At 35.3% G+C, this 16,673-nt stretch carries 16 protein-coding genes; 9 read left to right on the top strand and 7 right to left on the bottom strand.

Translation table 11 applies throughout. From position 1 onward, the window contains the following. Position 1: 1 nt before the first annotated feature. Positions 2 to 340: a 30S ribosomal protein S6 gene (rpsF, locus tag GQO80_RS00080; protein WP_157206166.1), complete on the bottom strand. Its 339-nt coding sequence runs from the start codon at positions 338 to 340 to the stop codon at positions 2 to 4. Positions 341 to 549: 209 nt separating this feature from the next. Between rpsF and GQO80_RS00075 the strand changes: the two genes are divergently transcribed. Next, positions 550 to 1,245: a LytR/AlgR family response regulator transcription factor gene (locus tag GQO80_RS00075; protein WP_157206165.1), complete on the top strand. Its 696-nt coding sequence runs from the start codon at positions 550 to 552 to the stop codon at positions 1,243 to 1,245. A 77-nt stretch (positions 1,246 to 1,322) separates the two neighbouring features. On the opposite strand, the gene priA is transcribed toward GQO80_RS00075, so the two are convergent. The 3 genes from priA to nadC form a co-directional block, all read right to left on the bottom strand. Continuing rightward, positions 1,323 to 3,773 (bottom strand): replication restart helicase PriA, encoded by a 2,451-nt coding sequence (gene priA, locus GQO80_RS00070; protein ID WP_157206164.1) that lies wholly within the window; start codon positions 3,771 to 3,773, stop codon positions 1,323 to 1,325. A 3-nt stretch (positions 3,774 to 3,776) separates the two neighbouring features. After that, positions 3,777 to 4,718 (bottom strand): YihY/virulence factor BrkB family protein, encoded by a 942-nt coding sequence (locus GQO80_RS00065; protein ID WP_157206163.1) that lies wholly within the window; start codon positions 4,716 to 4,718, stop codon positions 3,777 to 3,779. Between the two features lie 105 nt (positions 4,719 to 4,823). Further along, positions 4,824 to 5,681 (bottom strand): carboxylating nicotinate-nucleotide diphosphorylase, encoded by an 858-nt coding sequence (gene nadC, locus GQO80_RS00060; RefSeq protein WP_157206162.1) that lies wholly within the window; start codon positions 5,679 to 5,681, stop codon positions 4,824 to 4,826. Between the two features lie 128 nt (positions 5,682 to 5,809). Between nadC and rlmH the strand changes: the two genes are divergently transcribed. Next, complete coding sequence (gene rlmH, locus GQO80_RS00055; RefSeq protein ID WP_157206161.1) at positions 5,810 to 6,283, top strand: 23S rRNA (pseudouridine(1915)-N(3))-methyltransferase RlmH; 474 nt, start codon at positions 5,810 to 5,812, stop codon at positions 6,281 to 6,283. A gap of 21 nt (positions 6,284 to 6,304) precedes the next feature. Here rlmH and hpf read toward each other — a convergent pair whose 3' ends face one another. Beyond that, the gene (gene hpf / locus GQO80_RS00050) at positions 6,305 to 6,604 is read right to left on the bottom strand and encodes a ribosome hibernation-promoting factor, HPF/YfiA family (protein WP_157206160.1); all 300 of its coding nucleotides are present in this window, start codon (positions 6,602 to 6,604) and stop codon (positions 6,305 to 6,307) included. 257 nt (positions 6,605 to 6,861) lie between these two features. On the opposite strand from hpf, the gene GQO80_RS00045 reads away from it, so the two are divergent. After that, positions 6,862 to 8,763, top strand: coding sequence for an Eco57I restriction-modification methylase domain-containing protein (locus GQO80_RS00045; RefSeq protein ID WP_157206159.1), 1,902 nt, complete (start codon positions 6,862 to 6,864; stop codon positions 8,761 to 8,763). Here the strand turns inward: GQO80_RS00045 and GQO80_RS00040 are convergent. Together GQO80_RS00040 and GQO80_RS00035 are read right to left on the bottom strand one after the other, a co-directional pair. Then, positions 8,697 to 9,605, bottom strand: a complete 909-nt coding sequence (locus GQO80_RS00040) for a hypothetical protein (protein ID WP_232333077.1) — start codon at positions 9,603 to 9,605, stop codon at positions 8,697 to 8,699. The genes GQO80_RS00045 and GQO80_RS00040 overlap by 67 nt on opposite strands. Next, positions 9,574 to 9,807 (bottom strand): helix-turn-helix domain-containing protein, encoded by a 234-nt coding sequence (locus GQO80_RS00035; RefSeq protein ID WP_157206157.1) that lies wholly within the window; start codon positions 9,805 to 9,807, stop codon positions 9,574 to 9,576. The genes GQO80_RS00040 and GQO80_RS00035 overlap by 32 nt, the downstream gene beginning before the upstream one ends. 284 nt (positions 9,808 to 10,091) lie before the next feature. Between GQO80_RS00035 and GQO80_RS00030 the strand changes: the two genes are divergently transcribed. From GQO80_RS00030 to GQO80_RS00005, 6 genes are all read left to right on the top strand, one after another. After that, positions 10,092 to 10,664, top strand: coding sequence for a non-canonical purine NTP diphosphatase (locus GQO80_RS00030; RefSeq protein ID WP_157206156.1), 573 nt, complete (start codon positions 10,092 to 10,094; stop codon positions 10,662 to 10,664). 71 nt (positions 10,665 to 10,735) lie between these two features. Continuing rightward, entirely contained in the window at positions 10,736 to 12,955 is a 2,220-nt protein-coding gene (locus tag GQO80_RS00025; protein ID WP_157206155.1) for a RelA/SpoT family protein, read from the top strand. A gap of 26 nt (positions 12,956 to 12,981) precedes the next feature. Next, complete coding sequence (locus tag GQO80_RS00020) at positions 12,982 to 13,434, top strand: Fur family transcriptional regulator (RefSeq protein ID WP_157206154.1); 453 nt, start codon at positions 12,982 to 12,984, stop codon at positions 13,432 to 13,434. A 12-nt stretch (positions 13,435 to 13,446) separates the two neighbouring features. Further along, positions 13,447 to 14,724 carry an adenylosuccinate synthase gene (locus GQO80_RS00015; RefSeq protein WP_157206153.1) on the top strand — a complete coding sequence of 426 codons (1,278 nt, stop codon included), beginning with the start codon at positions 13,447 to 13,449 and terminating at the stop codon, positions 14,722 to 14,724. A 360-nt stretch (positions 14,725 to 15,084) separates the two neighbouring features. Beyond that, on the top strand, positions 15,085 to 15,897 hold the full coding sequence (locus GQO80_RS00010; protein ID WP_232333076.1) for a helix-turn-helix domain-containing protein: 813 nt from the start codon (positions 15,085 to 15,087) through the stop codon (positions 15,895 to 15,897). Positions 15,898 to 15,971: 74 nt separating this feature from the next. Then, on the top strand, positions 15,972 to 16,277 hold the full coding sequence (locus GQO80_RS00005; protein WP_157206151.1) for a hypothetical protein: 306 nt from the start codon (positions 15,972 to 15,974) through the stop codon (positions 16,275 to 16,277). Positions 16,278 to 16,673 lie beyond the last annotated feature (396 nt).

The following is a 16,673-nucleotide window of genomic DNA, read 5'->3' as shown; positions in this document are numbered from 1 at the left end:
ATTAAGCTTTTTGTTTAAGTTTAACTCTTCTTCTCTCGGCCCAGGAAATGGCGTGCTTATCCAACGCAACCGTTAAATAACGCATAAAACGCTCATCACGTCTAAACTCTACCTCTAAGGCGTTGATCACTTCACCTGCAACAGTGTACTCAAATAAATGGTAAAAACCACTTTTTTTGTTTTGGATGGGGTAAGCCAATTTTTTTAGCCCCCAATCTTCCTTTGATACCATCTTAGCGCCGTTAGAAACAAGAAAATCTTCGTATTTCTTTACTGTTTCCTTTATCTGTTCTTCAGATAAAACGGGATTTAAGATGAAAACAGTTTCATAATGATTCATAAAAATCGTGTTTATTGTTAAAAATTGGGTGCAAAAATAGGTATTAAATACATACTACGCAACTAAAAAGTATTGTATATTTACATTATATTTGATGTGAAAAACAAATGTTAAAATTATGTTAATTTAAACAGTTTAACGATGTTTTTGGTTTTTAGCCGAATTTTTTGTACTATTGTCGATATCTTAACCGAAATAATATAAATGTTATGACTTTAAACTGTGTAGTAGTAGATGATTCAGCGATACAGCGTCTCTCTATTGTTAAGTTAGTAGAGAATCACCCCGCTCTTAACTTGATTGCAGAGTACAGTAGTGCTTTAGAAACAAAAAATGGTTTAAATACACACCAAGTTGACCTTATCTTTTTAGACATTGAAATGCCCGTGCTAAATGGATTTGAGCTATTGGACGTATTGAACAACAAACCCCAAATTATTTTTGTAACCGGTAAAACAGAGTATGCCTTTAAAGCATTTAACTATGATGCGACCGATTATTTACACAAACCCATTACTAGGGAACGTTTTAATATTGCCGTTGATAAGGCGCTTGAACAGCACAAACTAACGCAAGATTTTAACGAGGAAGAAGGCGAGCACATATTTGTGAAGAGCAACCTTAAAAAACGTAAAGTTTACATAAAAGACATTAAGTGGATTGAAGCCCTTGGTGATTATGTGAAGCTTGTTACAGAAGAAAACAGCTTGGTGGTATTATCTACCATGAAATCTTTTGAAAAAGAATTACCGGAAAATAAATTTTTGAGAATTCACAAATCATACATTGTGAATTTGGATAAAATTGACAGGTTCAACAGTAAAAATGTGGAAGTTGGCGCTTATGAAATTCCTTTAAGCAGGAACAAAAAAACCCAACTGGTTGATGCTTTGAATAATATTTAGAAACCTAGCTTCGTTAAACCGTTCCTAAAACCATTGGAGTCGTTCAATAACGAAATTTGGGAACAAATTCTAATCCACTAAAAATTATCGACATTTAAAATTACTTTAACCGACCGAAAATCTGTAATACTCAAGAAGCTGTTATTTATTTTAATAATAGCTTCTTTTGTTTTTGGCAACGATTGTTTTTTAGGGATCTTCACTAAAATATTTTTGTGGAACTGATTGCGAATCCTTCCTATTGGTGGCGATTCTGGCCCTAAAATAAAATTGCCAAAAATACTGCGCAATGCGGTGGCATACCAAATACCGGCACTTTCAACCCGCGCATACTCTTTATGCTTTAAGGTTATTTTAATCTGTTTGTAAACGGGCGGATATTTATAATTATGGCGCTCGTTCATTTGTTCCTTGAACATCCCAACATAATCGTTGGTTGAAACTTGCTGCAAAATAGTATGGTGCGGATTGTAGGTTTGTATCAATACTTTGCCCCGTTCCTCGGTACGTCCTGCCCTACCCGCTACTTGCAACATGAGCTGAAAACTGCGCTCGTGCGCTCTAAAATCGGGGAAGTTCAGCATATTATCGGCATTCATAATGCCCACCAACTTTACGTTTCTAAAATCCAAACCTTTGGTTAACATTTGCGTACCTACCAGAATATCAATTTCTTGCTGTTCTAAGGCTGTAATTATTTTTTCGTAGCCATATTTTCCGCGGGTAGTATCCAAATCCATTCTAGCTACCTTATAATCTGGAAATAACAGTTTCACTTCTTGTTCAATTTGTTCGGTGCCGAACCCTTTGTTATCCAATTCCGGACTGCCACACGCGGAACAGGTTACAGGCATGATTTGGGCAAAACCGCAATAATGGCAACGTAGTTGGTCGCGGTACTGATGGTAAGTTAAACTAACATCGCAATTTGGGCATTGTGGCGAGTGCCCGCAGGTATTACATTCTACGATGGGCGAATAACCTCGACGGTTTTGAAATAGGATAATTTGGTGTCCGTCGCGCAAGGTTTGGGACATTTCTTCCAAAAGGCGATCGCTAAAATGCCCTTTCATCAACTTTTTTTTCAGCTTTTCCTTTACGTCCACCAATTCGATGTCGGGCATCAAAACATCGTTAAAGCGTTTATTTATTTCAACAAAACCATATTTGTTCTGTTGCGCATTAAAATAGCTTTCCAGACTGGGCGTTGCCGACCCTAAAAGTGTTTTTGCTTGATGAAAGTTGGCTAAAACCACAGCCGTATCGCGCGCATGGTAGCGTGGTGCGGGGTCAAATTGTTTGAAGGATTGCTCGTGTTCCTCATCAACAATAATTAATCCCAATTTATTAAATGGCAAGAAAATGGACGACCGTGCGCCCAACACGATTTGCGCTTTCGCGGAATTATTTAAAACGTTGTTCCAAACTTCCACCCGCTCGTGCGACGAATATTTTGAGTGATATACTGCTACTTGTTCGCCAAAATAATTTTGCAAACGGGTTATAAGTTGTGCGGTTAAGGCTATTTCGGGCAACAAATACAGCACTTGTTCGCCATTTTTTAAAACATCTTCAATCAATTTTACATACACTTCCGTTTTTCCTGATGAAGTTACGCCATGAAGCAGAACAACAGATTGTATTTTGAACGATTCCTTTATTTCAAGTAAAGCCGTTCTTTGATGCTCGTTTAGGTGCTTGCTGTCTTCATTTTCATCACCCGAATATTGAACGCGATCGGTTTGAATGAAATATTCTTCAAGAATCCCTTTATCAATCAACGATTTTATAATGGCAGAAGATGCATCACTTTCTTTTGATAAATCGGCTACTTTTACGGGTTTTTTAGTGGTTGCCGAAATAGAGAACAGGGTTAAAATAACTTGATGCTGTTTGGGTGCGCGACTTAAATCATCCAATAATTTTTGCAATGCCGCTTCCGATGAAAAATGGGCATGTAACTTTACATAACGCTGCAATTTGGGTTTGTACTTTTCATAAACCTCTTCTTCAATTGAAATGGCTTCCTTTTCAAGCAAGCGTTTTATTACCGGGAGCACATTTTTTCTATCGAGGATATTGGCAATGTCATGGATTTTCAACGACGGTTGCTGTTGCAGCGCTTCATAAACCAGAAACTCATCATCCTTCAAGGTTGTTTCGTCAATGGCCTTTACATGCTTGGTAATAACGGTTTCGCTTTCCAGTATAAAGGCATTGGGTAAGGCGGCGCGCATAACATCGCCCAAGGTACACATATAATAGTCGGCAATCCAATGCCATAGCTGCAATTGGTTTCTGTTCACAATGGGGCCTTCATCCAATATTTGATGAATCTCTTTTGCTTCGTAAACCGTGGGTGCGTTAAGGTGGATATCTGCAACAATACCTGTGTATATTTTTGATTTTCCAAAAGGTACCGCAACGCGCATGCCCACTTTTAAAAAACGGGTCTCTGCCGCTGTAATACTATAAGTAAACAGCTTTTGCAGTGGCACAGGAATAATAACATCTATAAAGTATGGCATGGGCTATTTTCTTCTTCTTAGCTTATTCAATGACATATTAAGCTCAAACCCCAACAACAAAATATTGGCATTGAGCCACAAATAAAACATCAATATCAACAAGGCGCCAATAGAGCCATAAAGTTTGTTGTACTGCCCAAAATGTTCAATATAAACCCCAAACAAATAAGACAACAAAATAATTAGTAAGGTGGTAAACCATGCCCCAACCGAAAAGAACTTGGAATATTTTCCTTCCTTAGTGCCAAAATAATACAAGGTTGCCGTACCAATATATACAATAAACACAAAGAAAACAAATTTGGCTATGGCAAACCAAAATACACTTTGGTACCCTACGGCATAACCCTTGTTTTCCAATGTATCCAATACCTTTTGAATAAAATAAATTTGAAAATACCCCAATATGGCAATGGTTAAAATGAGCAGAATAGCCAATATTAATGCCACACCCAACGCATACAGATATTGACGGAACACGTTGCGTGACAATTGATGGTGGTAGGAGTTGGCAAACCCAGCAAACACAGCATTCACACCATTGGTCATTAATACTATGGATAAAATAAAAACAGAGGATAACAAACCGCCACGTTGTGATTGGTCGATGTTATAAAAAATGTTCTCGAAGAAAAAATCGGAGGTTTGTGGTGGCAAAAACGACTCTAAAAACCGTAAGAACTCGATTTTAAAATCGTCTATGGGCACATACGGGATGATGATTAAAACAAAAAGCAAAAACGGAAACAATGCCATAAAAAAACTAAAGGCGATGGCACTTGCCCTGCTTGAAAGGGCGCCTTTTACCAAACCTGTTATGTAAAGCTCCAAAAGGTCGTAAAAGGACAAGCCTTCCAAACCGGGCAATTTGGCCTTTTTGAAAAACCTTACAATGATATTAAGTACCGGAATTTTATCTAGTTTATCTTCAATAGGTTTAGTCATTGGTACCAGTTAATGGTTAAGTAAATAATTTCACTTAAACTAAAGATTAAAACTACTAAAATAAAACTTGAAAGTAGAAACTTTGAATTTAAAATTTTTGGTTTTTTATATCGCCTTTAAGCTTAGATCCATGTTATGTACCGAATGTGTTAGGGCACCACATGAAATATAGTTAACGCCACACTCGGCATAATGCCTAATGGTGGTTTCGTTTATATTACCGGAAGATTCGGTAAGGCATTTGTTGCCTATCATTTTTACCGCTTTTTTGGTATCCTCATAATCAAAATTATCCAGCAAAATTCTATGCACACCCTCCAGTTTCAATATTTCCTCAACTTCCGCCAGGTTTCGGGCTTCCACCATAATATCTAAGTCCTTGCCGGTATCCTTTAAATATTGCTTGCTCATTTCAACAGCTTTGGTAATGCCGCCCGCAAAATCAATGTGGTTGTCTTTTAGCATGATCATGTCGTACAGCGCAAATCTGTGGTTTTCGCCACCACCAATTTTTACCGCCCATTTTTCAAGCACGCGAATACCGGGTGTTGTTTTTCGGGTATCTAGAATTTTGGTTTTGGTGCCTTTCAATAAATCTACGAACATACGTGTTTTAGTGGCAATGGCACTCATTCGCTGCATGGCGTTAAGTACGGTACGTTCGGCTTTTAAAATTGATTGCGATGGCCCTTCAATATACATTACCACATCGCCATAAGTAACCTCGGAACCATCTTCAATAAGTATCTCTAATTTCAAACTTTTATCAACGTAGGCAAACACTTTTTTGGCAAAATTAACACCACCAATTACGCCCTTGTCCTTTACCAATAACTTGGCTCTTCCTTTTGCATTTTCGGGTATGCAGGCTAAGGAACTGTGATCGCCGTCGCCCACATCTTCGCGAATGGCATTGGCAATTATTGCTTTCACTTCCTGATCAAACTGCTCTTGTGTTATCATAAATTTAGGTTGATTTGCCACAAAAATAAGAAATTGATTGGCTTTATTAAATTTTACAATTGCGAATTTTTTAAATTTTTAATATTTTAATCCATTATTCATAATTACGAAGTGTTATTTTTGCCGTTATGACCATTAAACTAATTGCCATAGGAAAAACGGATGCTGAAAATTTGCAGTCGTTGATTGATGATTATCTAAAACGCTTGAGTTTTTATGTTAAATTTTCAATTGAGATTATTCCAGACCTTAAGAATGCCAAAAACCTGCGTGAAGACCAACAAAAACAAAAGGAAGGCGAACTTATATTGAGCAAGCTTAACGCGACCGATGTTCTGGTATTATTGGATGAAAATGGGAAACAGATGGATTCGGTACATTTTTCCGAGTACCTGCAAAAACAGATGAATTCCGGCATCAAACAGTTGGTTTTTGCTATTGGTGGCCCATACGGGTTTTCTGGGGAAGTGTATAAAAAAGCGAATGGGAAACTGTCGTTATCAAAAATGACCTTTTCCCATCAAATGATCCGCCTTTTTTTTATTGAACAACTTTACCGAGGCTTTACCATTTTACGGAATGAACCTTACCACCATCGGTAAAAATTATGAATTCTGAATTAACTAGTGTGTTTTATAAACCTCCTTGCGTTTTTTTAGTTGGCGCTCCAAATCGTTAATGGTTTCGCGCACCGATACCTCAAAGTTTCGCTCGTCGGAAGTTGCAAAAATACGCGGCCCGGGCAAACTCAGTTCAATGTTGCAAATTTTACCTGTTTCGTGCCTATTTTCATCTATTTTAAAATATACGGTTGCCCCAATTAAAAACTCATATTTCGTTGCTAATTTTTTTAATTTTTCTTCTGTAAAAGCAGAAAGTGTTTCGCTTACATCTACATCAACGTACTGAAAATTTACTGTCATAATTCAAAAATTTTAATTTATTAAACGTCCTGTAAATTACATCTTTTAAAACTAAAAAACGCATCTTTTCTTCATAAAAAAAGCTTAAAGATTTTGTTAATCGTAGTTTAGAGTTGGGCGCAATCCTAAAACCAATAAGGTAAAGGGCAAAAAGTTTTATACACAAAAATATAAGTCCTGGATATTTAAAAAACAATTATCTTGTACAGAAACAAAAAAGTTGTATTTTTGTTACTTAAAGTCAACATTGTTAAATAATGGAAAAAGGAATTTTAAATCAGCTCATACAAACTCACGACCTAAAAAATCTTGAGCAACATCTGATTTATTCCTACTTAACAATCAATAATATAGCCTTTAGTGAAAGCCCAATATTAGCAGATTACTTTAAAGACTTTGAACAAAGCACAACGCTTTACTTTGACACAACTGCATTAAAAATTTCTAACATTAAAGAACTAGAAAATCATTTAGAGTTAATTATTCCTGTTACTGACAGAAAATTGAACGGGGCATTTTTTACGCCCGACTATGTAATTGATTTTATTATTAATGAAATTAAACCCAAAAAAACAGACGCTAATTTAGATCCTAGTTGTGGTTGTGGGGCATTTTTAATTGGCTTAACCGATTATTACAGAAAAACATTTAACAAATGTATTCGTAATATAATTAAAGAAAATATTTTTGGCTCTGATATTTTAGAGTACAACATTCATAGAACAAAAATCATTCTAACCATTTACGCTTTACAATATGGCGAATTATTGGAAGAAACAGATTTTAATCTTTACCACCAAGACAGTTTGAAAGCTAATTGGAAATTGAAATTTGACAATGTGGTTGGTAATCCGCCTTATGTTAAATTTCAAGACCTTTCGGATGAAAATAGAAGTTATTTAGCAAAACATTGGACTACCATTGAAGGCGGAACGTATAACTTATATTTTGCTTTTTTTGAATTGGGATACAATTTATTAAAGCCAACAGGGCAATTGGGGTATATAACTCCTAACAATTATTTCACATCACTTGCAGGAGAATCATTAAGAAGGTATTTCCAAAACAAAAAATGCGTTACACGTATAGTTGATTTCAGCCACAAGAAAGTTTTTGATGCTCAAACATACACTGCAATCACTTTTTTGAACAAACAACAAAATGATTCAATTACATACGACAGGATAAAAGCTGATTACAGTCCAGAAATTTTTCTAGCAAATGCAAATGGCTCTCCCAATATGTTGGAAAACCTAAATGTTAAAAAGTGGAGATTATTGAAAGCTGATGAGCAGAAAAACATTAATACAATTGAGAATATTGGAACTCCCATTGGGAAGCTTTTTGATATTTGTGTTGGTATAGCTACTCTTAAAGATGATGTCTATTTTATAGACGGTAAAAATGAAAAAAACGGGTACTATATAAAAGAAACGTTAAATGGAAACTTTGAGATAGAAAAGGACTGTGTTCGTTCAGTTTATAAAATTTCCGATTTCAAATCACAAGAAGAAGCCGAACAAAATACACGTAAGATTATTTTCCCTTATTCCGTAGTGAAAGGAGCGGCAACTCCAATTCAAGAACAAGAGTTTAAATTGAAGTTTCCCAAATGCTATTATTATCTACTTACAGAAAAAGAAAGACTTTTGAATAGAGATAAGGGTAAAGTTAATTTTGACCCATTTTATGTTTGGGGAAGAACACAAGGGTTAACTAGAATAGGAAAAAAAATTTTGAATCCAACTTTTAGCCAAAAACCTAGATTTCTTTTGGTAAATGAAGAAGAATCCTTTTTTACAAATGGTTATGGGTTGTTTTTTCGAGAGCAGACCTCAATGGGTTTATTTGACGAACCAATTAACCCGATTACAAAATCTGAAAATAGTGATGTCGTTCAAAAAATACTAAATTCATTAGTAATGGATTACTATGTAACAAAAACAAGCGTTGCAATTGAAGGTGGGTATCCTTGTTATCAGAAAAACTTCATAGAAAATTTCACAATTCCTGAATTAACACAAGAAGAAATAAATTTGATACGGAAATTTGATAACCAAGATGAAGTTGATGAATTTTTATTAAGTAAATATCAACTCAATATTCCGGTTCCAAATCGCTTTTCATACACATCTAATAATGTTCTTGTTAATCCATGATAATTCAAATTATCCATCGAAGCTGTTGAATTTGCTGGTAACAAATTGTCGTTTATCAAATCTTGAGTAGTTGTATAAATTTTTACAGGAGATTGGGAAAAATCCACAACTACAAGAGCAACTCTTTCATATTTGAAGTCATCATCTCTTTGGTTAACTCTCAAATTTAAAGCGGAAAAACCTTTTAAATATTTTTCCAAATAATTTGCAGTTGAAGGTGTAAATGGCTTATAAACTGGATTGTTTAAAGTTACTTGTGCAGAATCAAGTTCTCTTACAGAAATTAAATAAACTTCACCTAAAACCATTTTAGGGAGTCTTCTATGTAAATTTAATGGTTCAGCATAAGTTCTTTCAAACATTGTATCAATATTGTTCGACAAACTACTTAATTGACTTCTAACATTAATCGATAGAATGTGTTCCGAAAACAATTCGCCATATGGCTCAATAGTTCCAGTATTGTAAAGCCCATTAAAATCAACATTTTCAGTTCTTGGAACTTTATTGTTTGGGAATACACAAACATCTTGTTTTTTAAATTTTAAAAATCCTGCCAAAGTTTTTTCACCCTTAGATTGCGCAATTGGTGGATGAATAAGTCGTAGGTTGACACCTTCATTTACAAGAGATGATTTCACAACTTCGTGAAGTATGTTAATAAGTTGCTGTGATGCGATGAGTGAGTTTTTTCCAGCTGGTCCAGAATGTCTTATAACATCTTCAACAGAGAATTTAATAATTTCTAGAGCTTCTTCCAAGGTAATTGGATTAGCAGCTGCTATAGAAACTCTTGCATCTATTGCTCCCTTAATTTCTTGTAACGTCCTCAAATTCGTCATTTTCAAAAAACTTTTTTAATGTTATATTTAAGGCATTAGCTATTTTTTCAATATTGACTATTGAAACATTCCGTTGTCCATTTTCAACACTGGCTATATAACTTCTATCAAGGTCAGCGGCATAAGACAAGTCCTTCTGCGACATATTTGCTACATCACGCAGTTCCTTAATTCTCTTTCCTAATTTTATTTTTACATCCACAAAACAAAAGTCTGAATATGCTGACTATAAATCAAAGACTATAAGTAACATTTACAGTTTTTATTTACATTAAAAACCAAAACGATAAATGACTTACAAAAAAGGGCAGCACCCAACAGCAACTGCCCAAAAGTGGCGGTTTGGTGTTTCAAATAAGCTTTGTAGTTCTGTCAAAATTCCTAGTTAAAAACAATGAAGTACTTCAAACCATCACCCTTCATAAAAACCATAACGCATTATTAAACATTTAGTGATATTTTTACCTTTCAAAAAATTATTTCAATATGGAACTTGTTTTCGCCACCAACAATCTCAACAAACTAAAAGAAGTACAACTGCTCATTCCTGAACACATCAAGCTTTTAACCCTAAAGGATATTGGTTGTTTTGAAGATGTTCCTGAAACGCAAAGCACCATTGAAGGGAACGCCATGCAAAAAGCGACTTATATTAAAGAACGATACGGCTACGATTGTTTTGCAGACGATACAGGCTTGGAGGTTGAAGCCCTTAATAACGAACCGGGAGTTTTTTCGGCACGTTATGCTGGCGAACAGCGCAAAGCCCAACACAATATACAAAAACTTTTAAAAGAGTTGGCCACCAAAAAAAACCGCAACGCGCAATTTAAAACCGTAATTTCTTTACAGATAAACAACACAAACTACACATTTACAGGTATTTGCAAAGGCGAAATTACAAAAACCCAACAAGGTGAAAAAGGCTTTGGTTACGACCCCGTTTTTAAGCCCCATGGCTACAACCAAACATTTGCCGAAATGGATTTAAGCCTAAAAAACACTATTGGCCACCGCGGCAAAGCCATTTTGCAATTAATCCAGTTTTTAAATTCTTGATGCATTAAAAAAATGATTGAAAAAATCAGCATCCTATTGGTTGGTAAATTTCTTTGTGCTACTTTTAAAACATGACAGAGGAAGAAATCGATATAGAAAACGCAGCCATAACCAAAGCCTACAAAGAGCTATTAAAAGTAAGCTATACCACGCTCACTTTAGATGACAAAAAACTGATTCGCAAGGCTTTTGAAGTTGCTATGGATGGCCATAAAAACCAACGCCGTAAATCGGGTGAAGCCTATATTTTCCACCCCTTGGCAGTTGCAAAAATAGTGGCGCAGGAAATTGGGCTGGATGCAACCTCTATTGCCGCGGCTTTACTGCACGATGTGGTTGAAGATAGCAAGGACTACACAATTGAAAACATAGAAGAGCTATTTGGAAAAACCGTTGCCACCATTGTTGATGGGCTCACTAAAATATCATCATTAAGCAAGGAAAAAGACATGAGCGCCTCTTTGCAGGCCGAAAATTTCAGGAAAATGTTGCTCACGCTTAATGATGATGTACGGGTTATTATCATCAAGATAGCCGATCGCCTCCACAATATGCAAACCATGGATGCGATGCGCCCCGACAAGCAAGAAAAGATAGCCTCGGAAACCCTGTATATTTATGCACCATTGGCCCATCGCATCGGGCTTTATAATATTAAGACCAAACTTGAAGATTTAGGCCTGAAATATACCGATCCTGCGGTTTACAACGATATTTTCAACAAATTAAAAGAAAGCAAAGAAGAACAAGATTTATACATTGCTCAATTTAATGAGGTTATAAAAAACTCGCTGGACAAGGAACATTTAACATACACCATAAAAGGCCGAACAAAATCCATTTTTTCCATTAGGCGGAAAATGCAGAAACAAGGGGTTTCATTCGATGAGGTGTACGACAAGTTTGCCGTAAGGATCATTTACGAAAGTGAACCTTCCAACGAAAAATTCCTTGCATGGAAAATCTATTCCATCGTTACCGATCATTTTAGGCCAAATCCCATTAGGCTGCGCGATTGGATTTCATCACCAAAATCAACAGGCTACGAAGCGTTGCACATAACCGTAATGGGGCCCAAAGGCCGTTGGGTTGAAGTGCAAATTAGAAGCGAGCGCATGAACGAAATAGCCGAAAAAGGCTATGCGGCCCATTACAAATACAAACAGGAAGGCGAAAAAGAAGACAATCTGGAAGACTGGATTAACAAGTTGCAAGAAGCACTTGAAAACCCCGAAACGAATGCGGTTGACTTTGTTGAACAGTTTAAACTGAACCTCTATTCAAAAGAAATATTTGTTTTTACCCCAACGGGCGAATTAAAATCGTTGCCCAAAGGTGCTACCCCACTGGATTTTGCCTTTAACATCCATACCGAAATAGGCATGAAAACCCGAGGTGCCAAAGTAAATGGCAAATTGGTGCCGTTAAGCCACGTGCTTCAAAGCGGCGACCAAGTGGATATTTTAACTTCGGAAATAGCAAAACCCAATCCAAACTGGTTAGATTACGCTACTACGGCACGTGCCCGAAGCAAAATAAAATCGGCTTTACGAGAAGACAAAAAACGGCTTGGTGAAGAAGGCAAGGAAATATTGCGGCGCAAATTAAAACAACTTAAAATAACCCTTAACGAGGCCTCAACAAACGAGCTTGTAAACTTTTTTAAGCTTAAAACCAGTCTTGATTTATTTTACCGTGTAGGCATAGGTTCTATTGACAATAATATGCTGAAAGACTACGCATCCTCGAGGAGCAATGCTTTAATGACCTACATAAAAAGCAAAATTTCAAGAAAAAACCAACTCAAAAAAGAGGAAATTGAAAAAGAAGAAATTACCTCCAACTACGATTCGTTGGTTTTTGGAAAAGAAGAGGAAAAACTAGACTACAAACTTTCCAGTTGCTGCAACCCTATACCCGGTGATGAGGTTTTTGGATTCTTAACGGTATCCGAAGGCATCAAAATCCACAAAAAAACATGCCCAAACGCTTTAAGTTTACATTCCAATTACGCATACAGGATCATACCTGCAAAATGGGTAGATTCATCACAACAAGAATTTTTGGCACAAATTACCATTTCTGGCATTGACCAAATGGGATTGGTAAACGAAATAACCAAAATTATTTCAGGAAACATGCACGTAAACATGAAAAGCATTAGTTTTGAAAGCGATGGCGGCCTATTTTCAGGAAAAATAAACCTGGTTGTAAAAAACAATACCCTATTAAAAAAGCTATTGGAAAAGCTAAAAAAAATTAATGGTATCGATAAGGTTACAAGAGTGTAAAAAAAGTGTAAATTTGCGACGAAATTATGAATGCAAACGCAGAGACAAAAAACCAAGAAACAGTAAAAAAAGTTTTTACTAGCTTTTTAGAAAATAACGGACATCGCAAAACGCCCGAACGCTACGCTATACTGCAGGAAATTTATAATTACAAGGAACATTTCGATATAGAATCGCTATATCTTAGCATGAAAAATAAAAAATACCGCGTTTCGAGAGCCACTCTTTACAATACCATCGAATTGCTTCTGGAGTGTAAATTGGTACGAAAACACCAATTTGGGCAAAATCAGGCACATTACGAAAAATCATATTTTGATAGGCAGCACGACCACGTTATTTTAACCGATACTGGCGAGGTAATCGAGTTTTGCGACCCCCGTATCCAATCCATAAAAAAAACCATCGAAGAAGTTTTCGATATTGAAATCAATAATCATTCGCTTTATTTCTACGGAAATAGAAAAACAACTAAATAACTTATTTTTACAATGGCAGTAGATTTACTACTAGGACTACAATGGGGCGACGAAGGCAAAGGAAAAATTGTTGACGTACTAACCTCTAACTACAAGATTATAGCCCGTTTTCAAGGTGGCCCAAATGCAGGACACACCCTGGTTTTTAATGGAAAAAAACATGTTTTGCACACCATACCATCAGGAATTTTCCATGAAGGCAAAACCAATTTGGTTGGCAACGGTGTGGTAATAGACCCCGTTATTTTTAAGGGCGAGTTAGACAAATTGGAAGCGCAACAGGTAGATTACAGAAAATCGTTGGTCATTTCACGTAAAGCCCATATAATTTTACCAACGCACCGGTTGTTGGACGCTGCCAGTGAAGCATCCAAAGGAAAAGCAAAAATAGGCTCGACCCTAAAGGGCATTGGCCCTACCTATATGGACAAAACCGGTAGAAACGGACTTCGTGTAGGCGATTTGGAACTAAGCGACTGGCAAGAACGTTACAGAGCCCTGGCAGACAAGCACGAAGCAATGATTGCTTTTTACAATGTTGATATTGAATATAATCTGGCCGAATTGGAAGCCGAATTTTTTAAAGCCATCGCGGTTTTAAAATCGTTGAAGTTTATAGATTCAGAAGAATTTATTTATCAAGCACAAAAAAGAGGCGAAACCATTTTAGCCGAAGGTGCCCAAGGCTCCTTGTTGGATATCGATTTTGGCACCTACCCGTTCGTAACTTCCAGCAATACCACGGCAGCGGGCGCCTGTACAGGTTTAGGCGTTGCACCCAACCAAATTGGCGAGGTGATCGGTATTTTTAAGGCTTACACAACCCGTGTAGGTTCCGGCCCCTTCCCCACTGAATTATTTGATGAAGATGGCGCTACAATGAGTCGTGTGGGCAATGAATTTGGTGCTACCACAGGTCGCCCAAGGCGTTGCGGTTGGCTGGACTTGGTAGCGTTACGATATGCCTGTCAAGTAAACGGCGTTACCCAATTAATGATGATGAAAGGTGATGTGCTTTCTGGTTTTAAAACCCTAAAAGTGTGTACCGCTTACAATTATAAAGGAGAAGTTATATCACATTTTCCTTACAACATTGAACCAGAGAATGTAGAGCCTATTTATACCGAAGTTGATGGGTGGGCAGAAGATTTAACCGAAATGTCGGAATCATCACAGCTACCCAAAGCACTGAATGCTTACATCGACTTTTTAGAGAAAGAACTGGAAATACCAATCACGATTGTTTCTGTAGGACCAGATAGAAAACAGACTATTTTTAGGAAAAAATAAATTTTACATTTCATCTAATTTACAATTAAAAGACTACCTAATAAGTAGTCTTTTTTTTATATTTGCTGTATGAATGGGTTAAATTTAAACATTTTTAATATTATTATACTTGTAGGTATTATTCATGGTTTAGTTTTTAGCCTTGTTATTATCTTCAATAAAAAATTCCACTCAAAAACAAATTACTTTTTAGTCCTTACTACTTTAGCACTAACTTTTAGTAATTTACAGTACTGGTTTATGGATACGGAATTTATACATAGGTCAGTTTATGATAGGCACCACCTGTTGTTTATCCCTTTTGAATTCTTAATACTTCCCTTCTTTTATTTTTTCGTTAAAAGCTATATCGATAGACCAGTGAAGCAAAATGAAAAGATATTATTATATAGTCCTTTTGTTGTATGTGTTCTTTATTTAGGCACCAAAGACGCCATACAAATAGACTTAAAACTTGCAAAAATCATAAATTTAATTATTGAATATGTTTCAATAGGATTTTCAATTATCATTATTTATCTAATTTTTAAAGTTTTACAGCAATATCAAAAGCAAAAAACTAAATATCTGCTTTCCGACGTAAAGATTAAGACCAAATGGCTGAAAAATCTTTTGTACGTGGGCTTGGGCATTATTTTTATTTGGTTTGTTTCAGTTAGTCTTTTAGAAACTTCAAACATAAAAGGCTTTTATATTTTTTATCCATTATGGATTGGTATAACGCTTATTATCTACTGGATAGGTTATACTGCTATGATACAAAAACAAATTTTTAATGACAGAAAAGAAATAAGAATTAAAAAAGAAAATTCATTAAAAGTTAAAGCAAATAAAACTACATATAACAAAATTGACGACTTAATTACTAATACCAAATTGCACTTAAACCCTGCACTTTCATTACAAATACTATCCCAAGAACTTAATTTAAGTGAAGGTTATATTTCCCAACTCATCAACAAAAATTCTGGTTTAAACTTTAACGATTATATAAATTTATTAAGGGTTAATGATGCCAAAGAAATGCTTGTAAATAAAGAATATAAAAATTATACCATTGTAGCCATTGGTCTCGAAGCTGGTTTTAACTCAAAATCGAGTTTTTATACAGCGTTTAAAAAATTTACTGGCAAAACCCCTGTTGAATATAAAAAAGATGTCCGGAATCTTTAACTATATAAAAAATCAAGACTCTAAATAATGCCGCTTCGATTAATATTGTTTCATTAACCAATAATTTCAAAAACATGAAACCAACATTATTAAAAATTATACTTTTATTATTTATTACATTTTCCATAACCAATTGTGATAAAGATAACATTATTGAGAAGCAACAAGATGACATTCAACAAATAAAAAATGAATATTCTCTTGAAAACTTTAATGATATAAATATTAAAAACAATCTAAGCATTGATTGGGATGATTATATCCAACAAAAAAATCCAGAAACCAATTCTAACTCTTATGAATTCAATGGTGTTTACAGCTACAATAATTTTATTGAAAATGGAAAATTAAAATTATTTTTAAATACAAATTATTTGTAAGCAAAGATGACTCTAAACTATGGAATTTACATCTTGTTAAATTTTCCACAAATAATGAAACACTAATTCAAAATATATCATATTTTTATCTAGATAGTTTTTCTGGCACCTTATCACAATTCAACTTAAAAGGTGAAACTTTAGGAATAAAAGGTTTTAAGAACGGTGTACTTGTTAGTGAATTTGAAAACAATAAATCAAGTTCTGACAATACTAATATTTATTCAAAACAAAAAAATATAGCTGTAAATTGTTCCGATTGTTATGTTTTAGTGTAAGCTTCCCCAAAATTCGGCCATTTAAAAATAGAATTCGACAAGCGACGCAGGAGCGCGTTCAGTAAGAATTATTAAATTTAAATCCGAAAACTTATGAAGACAACCCATTTTACAGAAA

This window comes from Mariniflexile maritimum, from assembly GCF_009746565.1.
Taxonomy (GTDB): domain Bacteria; phylum Bacteroidota; class Bacteroidia; order Flavobacteriales; family Flavobacteriaceae; genus Mariniflexile; species Mariniflexile maritimum.
This window is presented reverse-complemented; position numbering and strand designations above follow the sequence as displayed.

What these genes read in the sequence shown, in the direction of transcription:
- GQO80_RS00025 (WP_157206155.1), top strand. Translation starts at nt 10,736, where the DNA reads ATGACAGAGGAAGAAATCGATATAGAAAACGCAGCCATAACCAAAGCC.
- GQO80_RS00045 (WP_157206159.1), top strand. Translation starts at nt 6,862, where the DNA reads ATGGAAAAAGGAATTTTAAATCAGCTCATACAAACTCACGACCTAAAA.
- GQO80_RS00005 (WP_157206151.1), top strand. Translation starts at nt 15,972, where the DNA reads ATGAAACCAACATTATTAAAAATTATACTTTTATTATTTATTACATTT.
- nadC (WP_157206162.1), bottom strand. Translation starts at nt 5,681, where the DNA reads ATGATAACACAAGAGCAGTTTGATCAGGAAGTGAAAGCAATAATTGCC.
- rlmH (WP_157206161.1), top strand. Translation starts at nt 5,810, where the DNA reads ATGACCATTAAACTAATTGCCATAGGAAAAACGGATGCTGAAAATTTG.
- GQO80_RS00015 (WP_157206153.1), top strand. Translation starts at nt 13,447, where the DNA reads ATGGCAGTAGATTTACTACTAGGACTACAATGGGGCGACGAAGGCAAA.
- priA (WP_157206164.1), bottom strand. Translation starts at nt 3,773, where the DNA reads ATGCCATACTTTATAGATGTTATTATTCCTGTGCCACTGCAAAAGCTG.
- GQO80_RS00065 (WP_157206163.1), bottom strand. Translation starts at nt 4,718, where the DNA reads ATGACTAAACCTATTGAAGATAAACTAGATAAAATTCCGGTACTTAAT.
- rpsF (WP_157206166.1), bottom strand. Translation starts at nt 340, where the DNA reads ATGAATCATTATGAAACTGTTTTCATCTTAAATCCCGTTTTATCTGAA.
- hpf (WP_157206160.1), bottom strand. Translation starts at nt 6,604, where the DNA reads ATGACAGTAAATTTTCAGTACGTTGATGTAGATGTAAGCGAAACACTT.
- GQO80_RS00040 (WP_232333077.1), bottom strand. Translation starts at nt 9,605, where the DNA reads ATGACGAATTTGAGGACGTTACAAGAAATTAAGGGAGCAATAGATGCA.
- GQO80_RS00075 (WP_157206165.1), top strand. Translation starts at nt 550, where the DNA reads ATGACTTTAAACTGTGTAGTAGTAGATGATTCAGCGATACAGCGTCTC.
- GQO80_RS00030 (WP_157206156.1), top strand. Translation starts at nt 10,092, where the DNA reads ATGGAACTTGTTTTCGCCACCAACAATCTCAACAAACTAAAAGAAGTA.
- GQO80_RS00020 (WP_157206154.1), top strand. Translation starts at nt 12,982, where the DNA reads ATGAATGCAAACGCAGAGACAAAAAACCAAGAAACAGTAAAAAAAGTT.